Origin of the sequence: Paraburkholderia sediminicola, assembly GCF_046026895.1 — a bacterium.
Lineage (GTDB): Bacteria > Pseudomonadota > Gammaproteobacteria > Burkholderiales > Burkholderiaceae > Paraburkholderia > Paraburkholderia sediminicola_C.
This window is the reverse complement of sequence record NZ_JAQQEU010000007.1, coordinates 153,599-169,778: the sequence shown is the minus strand read 5'-3', so window position 1 is coordinate 169,778 and position 16,180 is coordinate 153,599. Positions and strand designations below refer to the sequence as shown.

The following is a 16,180-nucleotide window of genomic DNA, read 5'->3' as shown; positions in this document are numbered from 1 at the left end:
GCGAAGGACCTATTATAAAATCCCTCCTTTACTTCGACTTCGCGGCATCCGCACTCGTGACTTCCCGTTTATTTGCCCTGATTCCGTGCGCAGGCACCGGCAGCCGTTCCGGCGCCGCGATGCCCAAACAATATCGCACTGTCGCCGGTCGTGACATGTTGCATTACTCGCTGGCCGCGTTCGACGCGTGCAGCGAGTTTGCGCAGACCCTGGTCGTGATCGCCCCCGACGACCAGCACTTCGACGCGCGCCGCTTCGCGGGCCTGCGCTTCGCGGTGCGCCGTTCGGGCGGCGCGTCGCGCCAGGCGTCGGTGCTCAACGGCCTGCATGCGCTTGCCGAGTTCGGCGCGCGCGACGGCGACTGGGTGCTGGTGCACGATGCGGCACGCCCGGGCATTACGCCCGCGCTGATCCGCACGCTGGTCGCCGCGCTGAAGGACGACCCGGTGGGCGGCATCATGGCGTTGCCGGTCGCGGATACGTTGAAGCGGATCGACGCCGCATCCACGGGTGGCCGCATCGCCCGCACGGAGGCGCGCGACGGCTTGTGGCAGGCGCAGACGCCACAGATGTTCCGCATCGGCATGTTGCGCGAAGCGATCCTGCGCGCACAGGCCGACGGTCACGATCTCACCGACGAAGCGAGCGCAATCGAATGGTTGGGGCATGCGCCGAAGCTGGTGCAAGGCAGCTTGCGCAACTTCAAGGTGACGTATCCGGAAGATTTCGACCTGGCCGAGGCGATTCTGAGCCGGCCTGCGGCATCGTGATGGATTCCAGTTTTAATGAGCGGACTTGAGGACTTGACGCATATGGATTTGAGAGTGGGGCAAGGGTATGACGTGCATGCGCTGGTGCCGGGGCGTCCGTTGATCATCGGCGGCGTGACGATTCCTTATGAGCGCGGGCTGCTCGGTCATTCGGACGCGGACGTGCTGCTGCACGCGATTACCGACGCGCTGTTCGGCGCTGCGGCGCTCGGCGATATCGGCCGGCACTTCTCCGACACCGACGCGAAGTTCGCCGGCGCGGACAGCCGGGTGCTGCTGCGCGAGTGTGTCGCGCGTGTGAAGGCGGCGGGCTTTGCGATCGCCAACGTGGATAGCAGCGTGGTCGCGCAGGCGCCGAAGCTCGCGCCGCATATCGAAGGGATGCGGGCGCATATCGCAGCCGATCTCGACGTGCCGGTCGAGCAGGTCAACGTCAAGGCCAAGACCAACGAGAAGCTCGGCTATCTCGGTCGGAGCGAGGGGATCGAAGCGCAGGCCGTGGTGCTGCTGATCAGGAATTGATCGGGTTGTGGGGTGGCCTTCGGTTCGCCTGAGGGTGGCGCTATCGGCTTGTCGATAAAAAAGCCCGCGGCTCTTTCAAGCGACGCGGGCTTTTGACGGCACGGCTTACAGCGTTGCGCCGCCGACGGCGCGATTGCAAGGGCACAGTTCGTCCGTTTGCAAACCGTCCAGAATACGCAGCACTTCTTCCGGATTGCGGCCCACGTTCAGGTTGTTCACTGACACGTGCTGGATCGTATTGTCCGGATCGACGATGAAGGTGGCGCGCAGCGCGACGCCCGCTTCCTTGTCGCGCACGCCGAGCTGGTCGATCAGCTCGCCCTTCACGTCGCCGAACGAATAGTGGTTCAGCTTGCTCAGGTCCTTGAGCTCGCGGCGCCATGCCAGCTTCACGAATTCGTTGTCGACGCTGCCGCCCAGCAGTACCGTGTCGCGTTCCTCGAAGTCCTTCACAAGCTTGTCGAACTCGACGATTTCGGTCGGGCACACGAACGAGAAATCCTTTGGGTAGAAATAAATGATTTTCCACTTGCCCGGAAACGACTGCTCCGTGATCTCTTCGAACGCCGACGCGCCGTTTTCTTCGTGGTTGTTGAAGCCCGGCTTCGCAGCAGTGACGGTGAACGCGTCGACCTTATCGCCAACGGTTTTCATGCAAGTGCTCCTTCGTGTGTTGGTGAGGCTACCAGCTCGTGGTAACGAGGGGATTACACCGCTTCACTATAGTTTATGAAATTATTCGTTCAATAGTTTTCTTCTAACAAGATGGATCGCTATATTCGCCACGGCGCGGGGGCGCAACGTTGCAAGGGTCGCAAAACGGCTGTCGTGCTCAGGCGCCTTTTGCCAGCGGAAACTCGATCGTGACTTCGAGTCCCGGTCCTGGCGTGCGATTGCGCAAGCGCAGCGCCCCGCGGTAGCGGCCGACCAGCCGCTGAACAATCGCCATGCCCAGGCCCGTGCCGTTGGCCTGCGTGCGCGCGGAATTCACGCGATAGAAGGGACGGGTGACGAGCGCCAACTGATCCTCCGGAATGCCCGGGCCTTCATCGACCACCGACAGCTCGACCCGCGAGTGCGACACCCGGGTCTCCAGAATCACGTGCGGGATGCCGTCGCCGTCGCTCAGGCCGTATTTGCGCGCGTTCTCCAGCAGATTGCCGACCACGCGTCGCATATCGGTCTCGTCAGCCTCGATCACCGCCGACGGCGCGAGCCGCGTGATCAGGCGCATGCTGTCCTCGCTCTGCATGCGCGCGGCCAGTTCGCCGGCGATCACGGACAGGTCGACAGGCTCCGGCACCCGCTGCACGGGGCGCGCGTAATCGAGGAACCGGCCGATGATCATGTCCATCTGCTCGATGTCGTCGACCATCGCGTCTTTCGTGCTTTGGTCCGACGGACTCATTTCGGTTTCGAGCCGCAGCCGCGCGAGCGGAGTGCGCAGATCGTGCGAGATGCCCGCGAGCATCAGCGCGCGGTCGGCTTCGAGCTGTTCGAGATCCTGCACCATCTGGTTGAAACTGCGGTTGGTTTCGGCGGCCACGCCCATGCCGCGCTCGGGCAGCGGCTCAGGCGACTGGCCCGAGCCGACTTTGCGCGCGGCCATCGCGAGACGCGCGAACGGCCGGTTCACCAGACTCGTGATGAACGCCGCGCCGAACAGCGAGAGCGCCAGCGCGAATACGCCCCAGCCGGCCCATTGCAAGCCGGTGGCGTTGTCGAGCTGATCGCGGTCGAGCGCGACCCAGTAATCGTCGTCGTCGATCTTGAAGCTGATCCACACGCCGTTGATGTCGTTCACGCTTTGCGCGATGACGGTGTCGTCGCCGAGGCGGCCGCGGATGTCGTGCTCGATCAGACGGTTCAGCGACTCGTCGGGTTGGAGCTTGTACTTGTCGGTTGCTTCGCGCGGGTACACCCGCACCCCTTCATTGCTTTCCAGATCCTGCAGCAGCGCACGCCGCAGGTCGGGATCGGAATAGAGGAGGGCGGTGCGTGTGAGCTTGACGATCGCGACGAGTTGCAAAGCCACGCGCTGCGCGCGCGGCTCGCGTTCGATCACGCGGAAGCTCTGGAACCACGCGGCGAGACTGACTGCGATCAGCAGTGCGATCAACAGAAAGGTCCGCCAGAAAAGGCCGCCGAACGCGAGCGTCAGGAGGCGCCGGTCGATCCGCATGGGCCCTTCTTATCTGAGATCAAAGACAGCAAGTATCTTGCATGGGACTAGAGGGGGTGCTAAAGCGCCAACTCGGGTCGACACTGTAGATGAAAGCGAACTCAGGCTGCACCGTCCGGGATGAAGACGTAGCCCAGCCCCCACACGGTCTGAATGAAACGCGGGCTGCCCGGATCGGGTTCGATCAGCTTGCGCAGGCGCGAGATCTGCACGTCGAGACTTCGGTCGAAGACTTCATATTCACGGCCACGTGCGAGCTCCATCAGTTTTTCGCGCGACAGCGGCTGGCGCGGATGACGCGCGAACACCTTGAGCACCGAGAATTCGCCCGTGGTCAGCGGGATTTCCTGGCCGGCCTTGGTGAGCGTGCGGGTGGCGAGGTTCAGCGCGAATTCGCCGAATTCGAACACTTCAGTGGTTTCGGACGGCGCGCCCGGCAACTCCGACGGCGACTGGCGGCGCAGCACCGCGTGGATGCGTGCGACCAGTTCGCGCGGATTGAACGGCTTGGGTAGATAGTCGTCCGCGCCCATTTCGAGGCCGACGATACGATCGACGTCTTCACCCTTGGCCGTCAGCATGATGATCGGCGTACGGTCATTGCTGCCGCGCAAGCGGCGGCAGATCGACAGGCCGTCCTCGCCGGGCAGCATCAGATCGAGCACCAGCAGATCGAAGCGCTCGCGCACCCAGAGCTTGTTCATGGACGGCGCGTTCTCGGCGACATAGACATTGAAGCCCTGTTCACCGAGGTAGCGGCGCAGCAGATCGCGCAGGCGTGGATCGTCGTCGACGACGAGGATTTTCGAAGGGTTTTTGGTTTCCATGGTCGGCATCTTAGCGCGATTAGAAAGTGGTGCGCGGTTGCATCGTTTACCGGGTTACAGTCAGTTACAAAATTTACCCCCACTGTGGCACGACGTAAAGCACGGGCAGTTAGACTCCTTTACTGAATGCGGCTGTTCGGTGGATACTTCACTCGACAATAACTCTCGCACCCGGCTCGTTACTGGGGTTTGTATACGCATTTGAGGTAGCCGGTTGCCGCGCCACGAAGGGAACAACATGAAGGGAGGGGTTTGGCCGAATGTGCGCCTGAGCGTCATTGCACTGGCAGTAGCCAGTACGCTCGCAGGCTCGCTGGGACCAACGCTCGCCCATGCCCAGCCTTCTGCCGACAGAGCGGCGAGTGAGCACGCCCCCAAGCCCGGCAACTCCCGGGCTAACCACCGCACCCCAACTCCCGAGCACCCGGCGTCAGACGTGATGTTGCGCACGGCAGTTCCCCCCGATCTTGATCAACGTCGTCGCGATGGCCATATGACGCCCGACGAACGGCGTCTGTTGCGGCAGCACATCGAAGATGCTGTCCGCGAACTCTACAAGCGGTAGCTTTTTTCGTGCCTGCTCGAGGCACGGGTGTCGCGCAGGCATCGTGCGTGAAATATTCCCTTGCACTTCCATGGTCGGTGTCTTCCGTGCAGACGGCCGCTGAGCGGTCTTTGCGACGCGCATACCGTGTGGGCGCTTCTCTACGTGACGGCCCGTCATTCCTGGCGACTAGGCATGGGGCAGGAAAAGCGCGGTAATCGCGGCCGATGGTTTGTAATCCCGGCGCGCTGCGTGCGTGCACAACGTTACGAAACATTCCGTGCAAGGTGAATGCGCAAGTCGTTGCGCGTGCATCAAAAGTTGCCTGGCCGCGTGCCGTTGTCGTGTGAAATAGCGGGAGCCGACCAGGTAGCGTACGCTTCGATGTCACAACCGGGCACCCTCATTCCGGAACTGCGTCGACGGCGGCTCGGCGCGCGCCATCCCAACCGAACGAGGAGCAGGATGAAACGTCGCAGCTTTCTTTCGATGGGCGCAGCCGCCGGCGCAACACTCTCGCTACGGAGCGCGTTCGGTGCGCAGGCGCCCACGGCACGCGCATGGTCGAGCTCCGGCTCCGACAACCTGCTGATTCTCGTCGAACTGAAAGGCGGCAACGACGGTTTGAATACCGTCATTCCGTTTGCCGACCCTGCCTATTACAAGCTGCGCAAGAACATCGGCATCAAGCGCGAGCACGCGATTGCGCTCGATGAGCGCACTGCGCTGCATCCCTCGCTGCTGCCTTTGATGCCGCTTTGGCGCAACGGGCAACTCGCGATCGTGCAAGGCGTCGGCTACGCGCAACCGAATCTCTCGCACTTCCGCTCGACCGAGATCTGGGATACCGCGTCGCGCTCCGATCAGTATCTGCGCGATGGATGGCTGACGCGTGCGTTTGCGCAGATGCGGACGCCCGCCGGTTTCGCCGCCGACGGAGTATGGATAGGCAATGCCGAGATGGGGCCGTTCGCGAACGGCGCACGGGCGATCGCGCTGGGCGCTTCGACGCAACCCGGCAACGCATCGCGCCTCGCAAGTCCCGCGCTGCTGCACGAGCGCAACGTCACGGCGTCGCGGATTGTTGACGCGGCTAACGAGACCGGGAACGCCGACGACGGTCTGTGCGCCCCGCGGCATCATGTGCAGTCGAATACTGTGTTTCCCGGCGGCTTATTCGGCAGCTCGGTCAAGGCTGCCATGCAGATGCTCGCCGCGTGCGGCACGCCGCAAGAACAACGGCGAAGCGGGCGGGGCGTCGCCGCGATCCGTCTGACGCTGAGTGGTTTCGATACGCATCACAACCAGCCGGTGCAGCAGGCAGCGTTGCTGGGACAACTCGCTGAAGGATTGGTGTCGATGAAAGCAGCGCTCGTCGAACTGGGCCGCTGGGACCGCACGCTGGTGATGACTTATGGCGAGTTCGGGCGTCGTGCGCAGGAGAACCACAGCAACGGCACCGACCACGGCACCGTGGCGCCGCATTTTCTCATGGGCGCACGCGTGCGCGGCGGTTTGTACGGGCTGCCGCCGACGCTCGCGCGGCTCGACGGCAATGGCGAATTACCGCTCGGCATCGATTTCCGACAGCTGTATGCGACCGTGCTTGGGGCATGGTGGAGGCTCGACGCATCGGCGATTCTGCAGCAACGGTTCGAGCCGTTGCCACTACTACGCGTGTGATGCTGCCCGAAGCGCGCCTGTTTTAAGTGGCGCTGCTGCAAGACCTGGCGCCAGCGCGTGACACGATTACCAGCTTCAAGTCGACGCCGACGCGAAGCGGCGCATCGAGCCGCCTCGGATAGTCAATCTACTTCGCGCGCCACGCAATCCAGAGTTTGCGGATCGGCGTCAACCCGATGCGTTGATGCAGAACGTGATAACCATCGCGTTCGATTTCCTCCAGCAACGCCAGCGCCAGCGCCGCCAGCGCAAGCAAGGTGCGCTGCGCGCGGCGTTCGGCGGCGGGCACAGCGGCGAGCGCGGTCTGCAACGCATCGCGGGCACGCCGGGTTTCGAAGCGCATCAACTCGGTGAAAGCATCGCTATATTTTCGATTGATCAGATCGGCAGCGGTGACGTTGAAGCGCTGCATTTCGTCGACAGGAATGTAGATGCGGCCGTGACGCGCATCGCTGCCCGTCTCGACGACGAATTGGGCAAGCAGCAGCGCCTCGCCCAGCGGCGCCGACCAGTCCTGCGCCCGCGCGGCGTCTTTCGCGGTGGCGCGCGCGGCCAACGACGCGAAGGTGCCCCCCACGCTTTGTAGATAGCGCCGCAGATTCGGATAGTCGAGGTAACGCGCCTGGTCGAGGTCGATTTCGAAGCCGGCGAGCAATGCCTGCAGCGCTGGATATTCCGCCTTCACATCGGGCAGATGAGCCGCGAGCGCATAGGAAACCGGATGCGAAGGCGAGCCCGACGCGAGCGCAGCGATTTCGTTTTGCCACCACGCGAGTTTCGTGCGGCCGATCGTCGGATCGCTGATCTCCTTGACTGTCTCCTCGAATTCGCGGCGCAACGCGAACAGCGCCGTCAACAGCGGTTGACTTGCTGAGGGCGCCTGCCGAAGCGCATAGTAAATGCTCGATCCTGGCGGCGCCGCTTTCTGCTGGCAATATTCGTCGAAATTCACTGGATTGGAAATGTGGGGAAGGGCAGGCGAAGAAGGGGCTCGGCATGCCTGCATCAAGCCAAAAATTGTAGCATCGGCGCCGCTTCTACAGATGCGGCGAAGGTGCAGACAAGCGCGAATCAATCAGTTAGAATCTCGCGCTTACGCTTTCGGGCGCCTTGTTTCCGGCGCGCTCGCGAGCAGGCAGGACATCGGGCAGACGCACAGCGGCGTGCCCGGCTGCGAGGGTGGCGAAATTGGTAGACGCACCAGGTTTAGGTCCTGACGCCCGCAAGGGTGTAGGGGTTCGAGTCCCCTCCCTCGCACCATTTATCTGTAGCGAAGAACCCCGTTAAGTCGTTGGACTGACGGGGTTTTTCGTTTCTGACGCGCATCGGGCAGGGCCTGCCCGACATCGCTCAGACGCCCGGCGTGCCGGATTGCGACTGTGCGCCCGGCAGTTCTGCCTGCGCCGCGCCTTCGAGGAAGCGGCGGGTCGATTCGAAGGCTTGCAGCATTGGATCTGGCCACGGCGTTTGCAACATGACCGCCTGATGGTTTTCGAATGCCGACGACAACAGTTTTGCCAGCTCGGGCGAGCGAAGATGACGCAGCAGCACGCTGACCGCGATCGCCGTCGCCTGGCTCGCGCCGGCGGTCTGGAGTTCCGAAGCGGTGAGTGCCGCGACCTGCTTGTTGATGTCCACTGAAACTTCCTTGGATGAAAAGTGGGGGGCGGGTAGGCGCGATGGCCAATCGCGAATTTTGACATGGTTGACGGGTTGTCGCGAATTCGCGCGGGTGTGGCGGCTCTGTGGCGGCCTGGTGGTTGTGCGAACGCGCGCACGTGCGCGCGCCAATCGGGGAAATCTGGACGCGCAGCGCGCCCGCGGCGATGATTGGAGCGATGCGGCTGTTTTTGCTTCATCGGCGGCGTGTTGCTGGCAGCAAGCCGGCGACGGTGTGTTCATTGTTCGACTGTCACTCGCCACTGACATCGAGCGGCTCGCGTCTTTTATCGGTATCGGTTCGAGGTTGCCGCTGGCCGGCCACCTTTCATCGTTGCCATCCAAGGTTGTGCTCCCGGAAACTGAGCGATGAAGCGTCTCTTGAGACTGACCGGCGGGTGCCTGGCGCTCGCAGCCCTATGGACGTCGGCGCCCGCGGCGGCCACCGATGTTTTCGCGCAGCATTTCCCGCTCGAGCTCGGAGACGGCGCCGCGTTTTATAGCGTGACGCTCTCAGCTTCCGTGTATGAGGCCAGCCGCCGCGGCGATCTCGGCGATCTGCGCGTCCTCAACGGCGCCGGCGAAGCGGTGCCGTATTCGCTCGACGCGCCGCGCGAGCCCGCGCGCACTCCGCCTGTGCTGCGCCAGGTGCGCTGGTTTCCTTTGCCGCCCGCCGCGCCCGGTGGCGATGGGCCGCCGCCTGGGGTCGCGATTTCGCCCGACGGCTCGTTGCGCGCGACCTCGGCGCCGCCGCCGCGCGCCCAGCACGATGTGGACCTGATCGATGCCGGCCGCGCGGCGCAGGCCGGCCGCGTCGGTGCATTGCTCGTGCATCTGCGTGACGACAACTACCAGGGCCGCGTGCGCGTCGAAGCCAGCGACGATTTGCGTCGCTGGCAGCCAGCGGGCGATGCGCAACTGCTCAAGGTCAACTACAACGGCAGCACCCTGAGCCAGAACCGGATCGAACTGGACGCCGTTCACATGCGTTACCTGCGTCTGCACTGGCTCGACGGCTCGCCCTATGTCGATTCGATTGATGCCGAGGTGCTGGCGGCTGGCGTCGATGCTGCGCGCCGGGCGGACACGCAGCGGGAATGGCGCAAAGGCCTCGTCGCTCAGGCCGGCGTGAAGCCCGGCGAATATTTCTTCTCGACGGGCCGGCCGTATCCGGTCGACCGGCTGGTGATCGGTTTGCCTCAGCCCAATACCGTGGCACAGGCGGTCGTCTACTCGCGGACGGGTCTGGACGCGCCGTGGCGGGAGCTCACCCACGCGACGCTGTTCCGCCTCCATAACGGCGAGGTGGAGCAGAGTAACGCCGCACTCGAATTGAAGCCCGACACAGATCGTCAATGGCGCGTAGTGGTCGACACGCGCAACGGTGGAGTCGGCGTCGGTGCATTAACCGTTGCGGCCGGCTGGCATCCGGCGACGCTGACTTTCGCCGCACACGGGAGCGCGCCGTTCACGCTGGCGGTGGGGAGCACGGCGGCGACATCGGCGGCGGTGAGTCGCGACGAGTTGTTGAAGGACGCGTCGTCGGTTGCCGCGACGGCGCGTCTCGGCGATGCGCTCCACGTTGCACAGCAGACGGGCGCTACGCCTGTGGCCGGCGATCCGGCGCTGTCGCGTCGCTCTCTGCTATGGGCGGCTTTGGCGCTGGCGGTCGGTTCGCTCGGGGTGATCGCGTGGTGGCGGACGCGCGCCGGTGGAGTGGCCGGTGGTCCGCCGGGCGGTGCCGGCGCGGCGGGGACTACGGCGGACACTGCGGGAACTGCTGGTGCTGATGCAGATGGACCCGGCAACGAAAAGGGACCCCGCAACGAAAAGGGGTGATTCCGGTGGTTGGGCGGACGCACCGCGAAGAGCCGCGGCGCCGCTGAAGCGGACGTTACATGCTCGCCAAGCGCGAGCAGTGCCTGGACCGTTCAGCCAAACGGTTCACCAATCAATCACCAGATCACTACGACGCTGAAGAAGGCTGCCAGCAGCGGCCCCGTACGCCAATCACATGGCAGCGCACCTGCCACTCGCGTCACGCGCCACGCATCATTGCGCGCGCGCTGTCATCGTCTCGATGATCTTGTCGAGCGCGGCGCCGAATGCGGCCTTTTCCTGCTCGTCGAGACAGTCGAACATATCGCCGTTCCACTTGCGCGCGATCGGCATCACCTTCCGGTATAGCGCACGCCCGTCCGGTGTCAGCGAAACCAGCACCACACGGCCGTCTTCGGCGCTCGGCTGGCGCTGCACGAGTCCTTGCCGGATCATCGCTTCGGCCGCGCGGCTCGCCTGGCTTTTGTCGAGATTGGCGTGTCTCGCCAGATCCATGATCGAGAACGGTCCGAACGAGCCCACCGACGCAATCACCCGTGCCTCGGGCAGGGTCACGCCGAGCTTCGCCTGATAGCGTTCGCTGATGCCACGCTCCGCGAGTTTGTTCAGCACATGCAGCCGGTACGTGAGGAATTGTTCGAGCCCGGCTTTAGCGGAGTCCTTCATGGTCATCCCGTGGTGAGTGGAGCGGTCGCGGCGCTGTGATTGTTGCCGCAACCGTCTCGCCGGTCAACGCGTGCCGTATTTGAGGCGCGTCAGTTGTTCGGCCTCGTTGGCGAGCAGGCGCGCCGCGTCGCTGATCGCGACTTCGAGCGTGATCGGGCCGGGCGCCGGCGAGAAGCAACCGCTGAAGTATTCGGCGAGGCGCGGCAAGGCCGCGGAATCGACCGCACCGGACAGCAGCGTGGCGGGCACACCGGCCGCCTGCGCATGACGGCAGGCGATGAAGGGCGCCTTGCCATGCAGCGTTTGTACGTCCGAGCGGCCTTCGCCGGTAATCAGCCAGTCCGCGCCTGCGAGTGCGGCATCGAGACCGATCTGCCGCGCGACCGTTTCCGCGCCCGGCTCGAACTGCGCGCCGAGCATATGCAGCGCGAAGCCGAGGCCGCCCGCTGCGCCCGCGCCGGGCAGCTCGCGCGCGGTGCGCCCGAGCGCGGCTTCGAGCAGATCGGCGAAGCGGGCGAGGGCGGCGTCGATCGCCGCCACCTGATCCGGCTTGACGCCTTTTTGCGGACCGAACACCGCGGTCGCACCGTGCTCGCCGGTCAGCGGGTTGTCCACGTCCGACATGCCCACGAACTGCGTGTCCGCGAGCCGGGCGTCGAGTTGCGAGGCGTCGACGCGGGCAACGCGCGCGAGCTGTTCGGGCGTGCCGTCGAGTTCGCCGCCTTGCGCGTCGAACAGCTTGAGGCCGAGGCCGGTCAGCAGGCCGGCGCCGCCGTCGTTCGTGCTGCTGCCGCCCAGCGCGACGAAAAAGCGTCGCACGCCGGCATCCAGCAGCGCGCGAACCGCCTCGCCCATCCCGCGGGTGCTGCGCGCCTGGACCGGCACGCCCATCCCCACCGGGTCCGTGATGCCGACGATCTCGGCCGTTTCGATGATCGCGCTGCCGTCTGCGAGCAGGCCGGTGAGCGCCTCGCGCAGCGGACCGGCCGCGCCGCGCACGCTCAGCGCGCGGCGTTCGCCGCCGCTCGTGAGCATTGCGTCGAGCGTGCCTTCGCCGCCGTCGGCCATCGGACAGATGCGCACGCTGGCGTCGGGCCGGGCGCGCTGGATGCCGGTCGCGATCGCCTGTGCGACCTGTTCTGCGCTAAGCGAGCCTTTGAAGGAATCGGGAGCAATGACGACGACAGGCGAGGACGGCGAATTCGGCATGGTGTCTCTGAATGGTTGGATTCGTTGCGAAGATGGGGAAACGGCTGCGGCGCAGCCCCGAGCGCGCTCGTTAGCTTATCAGCATGGGCGCGCTGACTGAATATGTCGAACGGCATAGCCGGAATCGTCCGCGGCGAGGCGTGCGCTGCCTGCTGCCCGCCGCTGTCGTTCGAACGACGCAAGGCCGCCGAACCAGCTGCGCGAGCCGGACGCACAAACGCCGCGAAAGGCGCTGGCAACCCCTCAAGCGGACGCCGGAAACCGCGCGCGCCCCAGACGTAAACCGCGCCGAAACGGCCCGGAAAGCAGCCGGAATGTCGATAAAAACGCGCCCATTCATCGAATCCCGGCTAGGCGCGCAAATAGTTTGCTAAAATATTCGGCTCTTTGGACCCAACCGTGCTGCCGGCGGCCTGCAAGCCCGCGGCGCAGGCGCGCAATCGACGCGAAGCGACGTCGAAAAGCGGCACGGAGAAGATAACTGATTCGCTCGAATAATTTTAGGACGATTGAAGCCATGGCTAACGTTGTTGAAAACCTCGGCAAGCTCGAACGCCGCGTAACGATTTCCCTGCCGAAGGACGCCGTGCAGAAGGAAGTGGACTCGCGTATCCGTCAACTCGCGAAGAACGTGCGCATGCCGGGTTTCCGCCCGGGCAAGGTGCCGCTCAAGATGGTGACGCAACAGTATTCGGGCCAGGTGGAAGCCGAAGTGCTGAGCGACAAGGTCGGCAAGGAATTCTTCGACATCAGCCGCGCCGAAAACCTGCGCGTCGCCGGCCAGCCGAGCTTCGCGCCGAAGGCCGACGCGGTCGAAGGCGACTACGCGTTCGACGCGACCTTCGAGGTGTACCCGGAAGTGAAGCTGGGCGACGTCGCCACGGCTGAAATCGAGCGCACCACGACCACCATCAGCGAAGCGGAAATCGACCGCACGCTGGAAATCCTGCGCAAGCAGCGCGTGCACTTCCACGCTCGCGGCGAAGCCGGCGAGCACGGCGACGGTGGCGCGGACACGGCAGCGAAAGAGGGCGATCGCGTGACGGTCGACTTCGTCGGCAAGATCGGCGGTGAAGTGTTCCAGGGCGGTAGCGCGGAAGACTTCGCGTTCCTGCTGGGCGAAGGCCGCATGCTGCCGGAATTCGAAAAGGCGGCGCAGGGCCTGAAGGTCGGCGAGTCGAAGGAATTCGATCTGGCCTTCCCCGAGGACTACCACGGCAAGGACGTGGCCGGCAAGACCGCGCAATTCACGATCACGATGAAGAAGATCGAGTGGCCGCACCTGCCGGAAATCGACGCTGATTTCGCGAAGTCGCTCGGCATCGAAGACGGCGATCAGACCAAGATGCGCGCCGAGATCAAAGACAATCTCGAACGCGAAGCGAAGCGCCGCACGCAAGCCATCGTCAAGAATCAGGTGATGGACGCGCTGCTAAGGATTTCGGAACTCGACGTGCCGAACGCGCTGATCGAACAGGATCAGGAACGTCTCGTGGCCATGGCTCGCCAGGATCTGGAGCAACGTGGCGTGCCGAACGCCAAGGACGCACCGATCCCGGCCGCGATGTTCAAGGAACAAGCTGAGCGCCGCGTCAAGCTGGGCCTCGTGCTGGCCGAGCTGGTCAAGGCCAACGAACTGCAAGCGAAGCCGGAGCAGATTCGCGCCGAAGTCGACGAATTCGCGAAAAGCTATGAAGACCCGAAGGAAGTCGTCCGCTGGTATTATTCGAACCAGCAACGCCTTGCTGAAATGGAAGCGTACGTCGTTGAAGCCAACGTCGTCGAATTCGTCCTCGGCAAGGCCAAGGTGACGGACAAGGAAGTGAGCTTCGAAGAACTGGCAAGCGCAACGGCGCAAGCGTAAGCGTCGCTGCAACGGCGTGCCGGCTGTCGGAGCGACGGCCAGCACGCCGTTTTTTTGTGCTGTTTTTGTGCTGTTTTTGTGCTGTTAATGTGCACTGCGTGTTGCGTTCTGTAGCACAACGCGTTCGCACTGATCGCGCACTTGAATACGGGCTCGCCGCACAAACCTGTCTAGCATCGAATATCCAGAGTATTTCCAGACAAGGATCCATTGCATGACCTTTCGCGCCCAAATGCTGGACACGTTGACCTCCCAGTCGTCCCGGGATCTCGAAGCGCAGGCGCTCGGACTGGTGCCGATCGTCGTGGAAACGAGCGGCCGAGGCGAGCGCTCGTATGACATTTATTCGCGTCTGCTTAAGGAACGCATCGTGTTCCTGGTCGGCGAAGTGAACGATCAGACGGCCAATCTCGTCGTCGCGCAGATGCTGTTCCTCGAGAGCGAGAATCCGGACAAGGACATCAGCTTCTACATCAACAGCCCGGGCGGCTCCGTGTCGGCTGGTATGGCCATCTACGACACGATGCAGTTCATCAAGCCGGACGTCTCCACGCTGTGCATGGGTCTTGCGGCCAGCATGGGCGCGTTCCTGCTGGCGGCCGGTGCGAAGGGCAAGCGTTTCGCGTTGCCGAATTCGCGCGTGATGATTCACCAGCCGCTCGGCGGCGCGCGCGGTCAGGCGTCGGACATCGAAATCCAGGCGCGCGAGATCCTGTATTTGAAGGAACGGCTGAATCATCTGCTCGCGCACCATACGGGCCAGCCGGTCGAGCGCATTGCGCGCGACACCGACCGCGACAACTTCATGTCCGGCGATGACGCGCAAGCGTATGGGCTGGTTGACCAGGTCGCACACAAGCGTCCTTGATCTGGTGCGGCTTTGCCCCGAATTGGGGCGAAGCCGTCAGCGGATCCGTTGTGAAACAATCGAGAATCGTCCGAGCGCCTGCGGCAAGCGCCGTCACCTTGGCTCAAGTCCCGCCGCGCCCAAACTGCGAGGCGGGGGCAAACGGCGTATTATGTAACTGAGTGTCCGGAGGCTCACACATCTATGGCGGACAAAAAAGGTTCTAACAGCGAAAAGCTGTTGTATTGCTCGTTTTGCGGCAAGAGCCAGCATGAAGTCAAAAAACTGATTGCCGGCCCGTCGGTGTTCATCTGCGATGAATGTATTGACTTGTGCAATGAAATCATTCGTGACGAAGCTGCCGGCGCGGGTATCGAGGCGGGCTTGTCCAAGTCCGATCTGCCGAGCCCGCAGGAAATCCGTGAAATCCTCGACCAATATGTGATCGGTCAGGAACGCGCGAAGAAGATCCTCGCGGTCGCGGTGTACAACCACTACAAGCGCCTCAAGCATCTCGACAAGAAGGACGAGATCGAGCTGTCCAAGAGCAACATCCTGCTGATCGGCCCGACCGGTTCCGGCAAGACGCTGCTTGCGCAGACACTCGCGCGCCTTCTGAACGTCCCGTTCGTGATCGCCGATGCGACCACGTTGACGGAGGCCGGCTATGTCGGTGAAGACGTCGAGAACATCATCCAGAAGCTGCTGCAGAACTGCAATTACGAAGTCGACAAGGCCCAGCGCGGCATTGTCTACATCGACGAAATCGACAAGATCAGCCGCAAGTCGGACAACCCGTCGATCACCCGGGACGTGTCGGGCGAAGGCGTGCAGCAGGCTTTGCTGAAGCTGGTCGAAGGCACGATGGCGTCGGTGCCTCCGCAAGGGGGGCGTAAGCATCCGAATCAGGACTTCATCCAGGTCGACACCACCAACATTCTGTTCATTTGTGGCGGCGCGTTCGACGGGCTCGAGAAGGTCATCGTCGATCGTACCGAGAAGACCGGTATTGGTTTTGGCGCGAGCGTGAAGAGCAAGCAGGACCGCGACGCGGGTGAAGTGCTGCGCGAAGTGGAGCCGGAAGATCTGATCAAGTTCGGCCTGATTCCTGAACTGATCGGCCGTTTGCCGGTGGTCGCCACGCTCGGCAAGCTGGACGAAGCGGCTTTGATGAAAATTCTCGTCGAACCGAAGAATGCGTTGGTGAAGCAGTACCACAAGCTGTTCAACATGGAACGCGTCGAGCTCGAGATTCGCCCGGCTGCGCTGCAGGCCGTGGCGCGCAAAGCAATCCGTCGCAAGACGGGCGCGCGGGGTTTGCGCTCCATCCTGGAACAGGCGTTGCTTGATGTGATGTACGACCTGCCGCAAATGAAAGGTGTTAGCAAGGTCATCATCGACGACAACGTGATCGACGGCGACGGCAAACCGCTACTGATCTACGAAGACGCGCCCAAGGTCGCGGGTTCGAACTGATCGGCTTTCGGGTTCTGCAAAAAAGCCGTTCATGGCGACGTGAACGGCTTTTTCGTTTATCGTGTGGTCAGCATGGTTGTTTTCACTATGGA

The 16,180-nt window shown here is 63.4% G+C and carries 16 protein-coding genes and 1 tRNA gene; 10 read left to right on the top strand and 7 right to left on the bottom strand.

Features of this window, described 5'->3' with window-relative positions:
- The first annotated feature begins 56 nt into the window (after positions 1-56).
- Both ispD and ispF read left to right on the top strand, forming a co-directional pair.
- The gene (gene ispD, locus PQR02_RS07710) at positions 57-770 is read left to right on the top strand and encodes a 2-C-methyl-D-erythritol 4-phosphate cytidylyltransferase (RefSeq protein ID WP_408227843.1); all 714 of its coding nucleotides are present in this window, start codon (positions 57-59) and stop codon (positions 768-770) included.
- Between the two features lie 42 nt (positions 771-812).
- Positions 813-1,292 carry a 2-C-methyl-D-erythritol 2,4-cyclodiphosphate synthase gene (gene ispF / locus PQR02_RS07705; RefSeq protein WP_408227840.1) on the top strand — a complete coding sequence of 160 codons (480 nt, stop codon included), beginning with the start codon at positions 813-815 and terminating at the stop codon, positions 1,290-1,292.
- A 105-nt stretch (positions 1,293-1,397) separates the two neighbouring features.
- Here ispF and PQR02_RS07700 read toward each other — a convergent pair whose 3' ends face one another.
- The 3 genes from PQR02_RS07700 to ompR all read right to left on the bottom strand — a co-directional run bounded on the left by PQR02_RS07700 (position 1,398) and on the right by ompR (position 4,310).
- Entirely contained in the window at positions 1,398-1,946 is a 549-nt protein-coding gene (locus PQR02_RS07700) for a peroxiredoxin (RefSeq protein WP_408227837.1), read from the bottom strand.
- A 178-nt stretch (positions 1,947-2,124) separates the two neighbouring features.
- Positions 2,125-3,474 carry an ATP-binding protein gene (locus tag PQR02_RS07695; RefSeq protein WP_408227834.1) on the bottom strand — a complete coding sequence of 450 codons (1,350 nt, stop codon included), beginning with the start codon at positions 3,472-3,474 and terminating at the stop codon, positions 2,125-2,127.
- 101 nt (positions 3,475-3,575) lie between these two features.
- Entirely contained in the window at positions 3,576-4,310 is a 735-nt protein-coding gene (gene ompR / locus PQR02_RS07690; RefSeq protein WP_006048917.1) for an osmolarity response regulator transcription factor OmpR, read from the bottom strand.
- Between the two features lie 229 nt (positions 4,311-4,539).
- On the opposite strand from ompR, the gene PQR02_RS07685 reads away from it, so the two are divergent.
- Positions 4,540-4,866: a hypothetical protein gene (locus PQR02_RS07685; protein WP_408227831.1), complete on the top strand. Its 327-nt coding sequence runs from the start codon at positions 4,540-4,542 to the stop codon at positions 4,864-4,866.
- Positions 4,867-5,310: 444 nt separating this feature from the next.
- A complete protein-coding gene (locus PQR02_RS07680) occupies positions 5,311-6,528 on the top strand; it encodes a DUF1501 domain-containing protein (protein ID WP_408227828.1) in 1,218 nt (405 codons plus the stop codon).
- A 127-nt stretch (positions 6,529-6,655) separates the two neighbouring features.
- On the opposite strand, the gene PQR02_RS07675 is transcribed toward PQR02_RS07680, so the two are convergent.
- Positions 6,656-7,480 carry a squalene/phytoene synthase family protein gene (locus PQR02_RS07675; protein ID WP_408227825.1) on the bottom strand — a complete coding sequence of 275 codons (825 nt, stop codon included), beginning with the start codon at positions 7,478-7,480 and terminating at the stop codon, positions 6,656-6,658.
- A gap of 221 nt (positions 7,481-7,701) precedes the next feature.
- Between PQR02_RS07675 and PQR02_RS07670 the strand changes: the two genes are divergently transcribed.
- Positions 7,702-7,788 (top strand) — tRNA-Leu (locus PQR02_RS07670).
- Between the two features lie 90 nt (positions 7,789-7,878).
- On the opposite strand, the gene PQR02_RS07665 is transcribed toward PQR02_RS07670, so the two are convergent.
- The gene (locus tag PQR02_RS07665; protein ID WP_408227822.1) at positions 7,879-8,166 is read right to left on the bottom strand and encodes a hypothetical protein; all 288 of its coding nucleotides are present in this window, start codon (positions 8,164-8,166) and stop codon (positions 7,879-7,881) included.
- Between PQR02_RS07665 and PQR02_RS07660 the strand changes: the two genes are divergently transcribed.
- Positions 8,159-8,560, top strand: coding sequence for a hypothetical protein (locus PQR02_RS07660; protein WP_408227819.1), 402 nt, complete (start codon positions 8,159-8,161; stop codon positions 8,558-8,560). The two genes, PQR02_RS07665 and PQR02_RS07660, sit on opposite strands and share 8 nt — an antisense overlap.
- Positions 8,557-10,026, top strand: coding sequence for a DUF3999 domain-containing protein (locus tag PQR02_RS07655; protein WP_408227816.1), 1,470 nt, complete (start codon positions 8,557-8,559; stop codon positions 10,024-10,026). The genes PQR02_RS07660 and PQR02_RS07655 overlap by 4 nt, the downstream gene beginning before the upstream one ends.
- Positions 10,027-10,239: 213 nt before the next feature.
- Here PQR02_RS07655 and PQR02_RS07650 read toward each other — a convergent pair whose 3' ends face one another.
- Together PQR02_RS07650 and PQR02_RS07645 are read right to left on the bottom strand one after the other, a co-directional pair.
- Positions 10,240-10,692 carry a MarR family winged helix-turn-helix transcriptional regulator gene (locus PQR02_RS07650; protein WP_149673101.1) on the bottom strand — a complete coding sequence of 151 codons (453 nt, stop codon included), beginning with the start codon at positions 10,690-10,692 and terminating at the stop codon, positions 10,240-10,242.
- 63 nt (positions 10,693-10,755) lie between these two features.
- Positions 10,756-11,901: a glycerate kinase gene (locus PQR02_RS07645; RefSeq protein WP_408227812.1), complete on the bottom strand. Its 1,146-nt coding sequence runs from the start codon at positions 11,899-11,901 to the stop codon at positions 10,756-10,758.
- A 517-nt stretch (positions 11,902-12,418) separates the two neighbouring features.
- Between PQR02_RS07645 and tig the strand changes: the two genes are divergently transcribed.
- The 3 genes from tig (at position 12,419) to clpX (ending at position 16,088) form a co-directional block, all read left to right on the top strand.
- Positions 12,419-13,765: a trigger factor gene (gene tig / locus PQR02_RS07640; protein WP_408227809.1), complete on the top strand. Its 1,347-nt coding sequence runs from the start codon at positions 12,419-12,421 to the stop codon at positions 13,763-13,765.
- A gap of 214 nt (positions 13,766-13,979) precedes the next feature.
- Positions 13,980-14,633 (top strand): ATP-dependent Clp endopeptidase proteolytic subunit ClpP, encoded by a 654-nt coding sequence (gene clpP, locus PQR02_RS07635; protein ID WP_007182010.1) that lies wholly within the window; start codon positions 13,980-13,982, stop codon positions 14,631-14,633.
- A gap of 183 nt (positions 14,634-14,816) precedes the next feature.
- On the top strand, positions 14,817-16,088 hold the full coding sequence (gene clpX / locus PQR02_RS07630) for an ATP-dependent Clp protease ATP-binding subunit ClpX (RefSeq protein WP_006048928.1): 1,272 nt from the start codon (positions 14,817-14,819) through the stop codon (positions 16,086-16,088).
- Positions 16,089-16,180 lie beyond the last annotated feature (92 nt).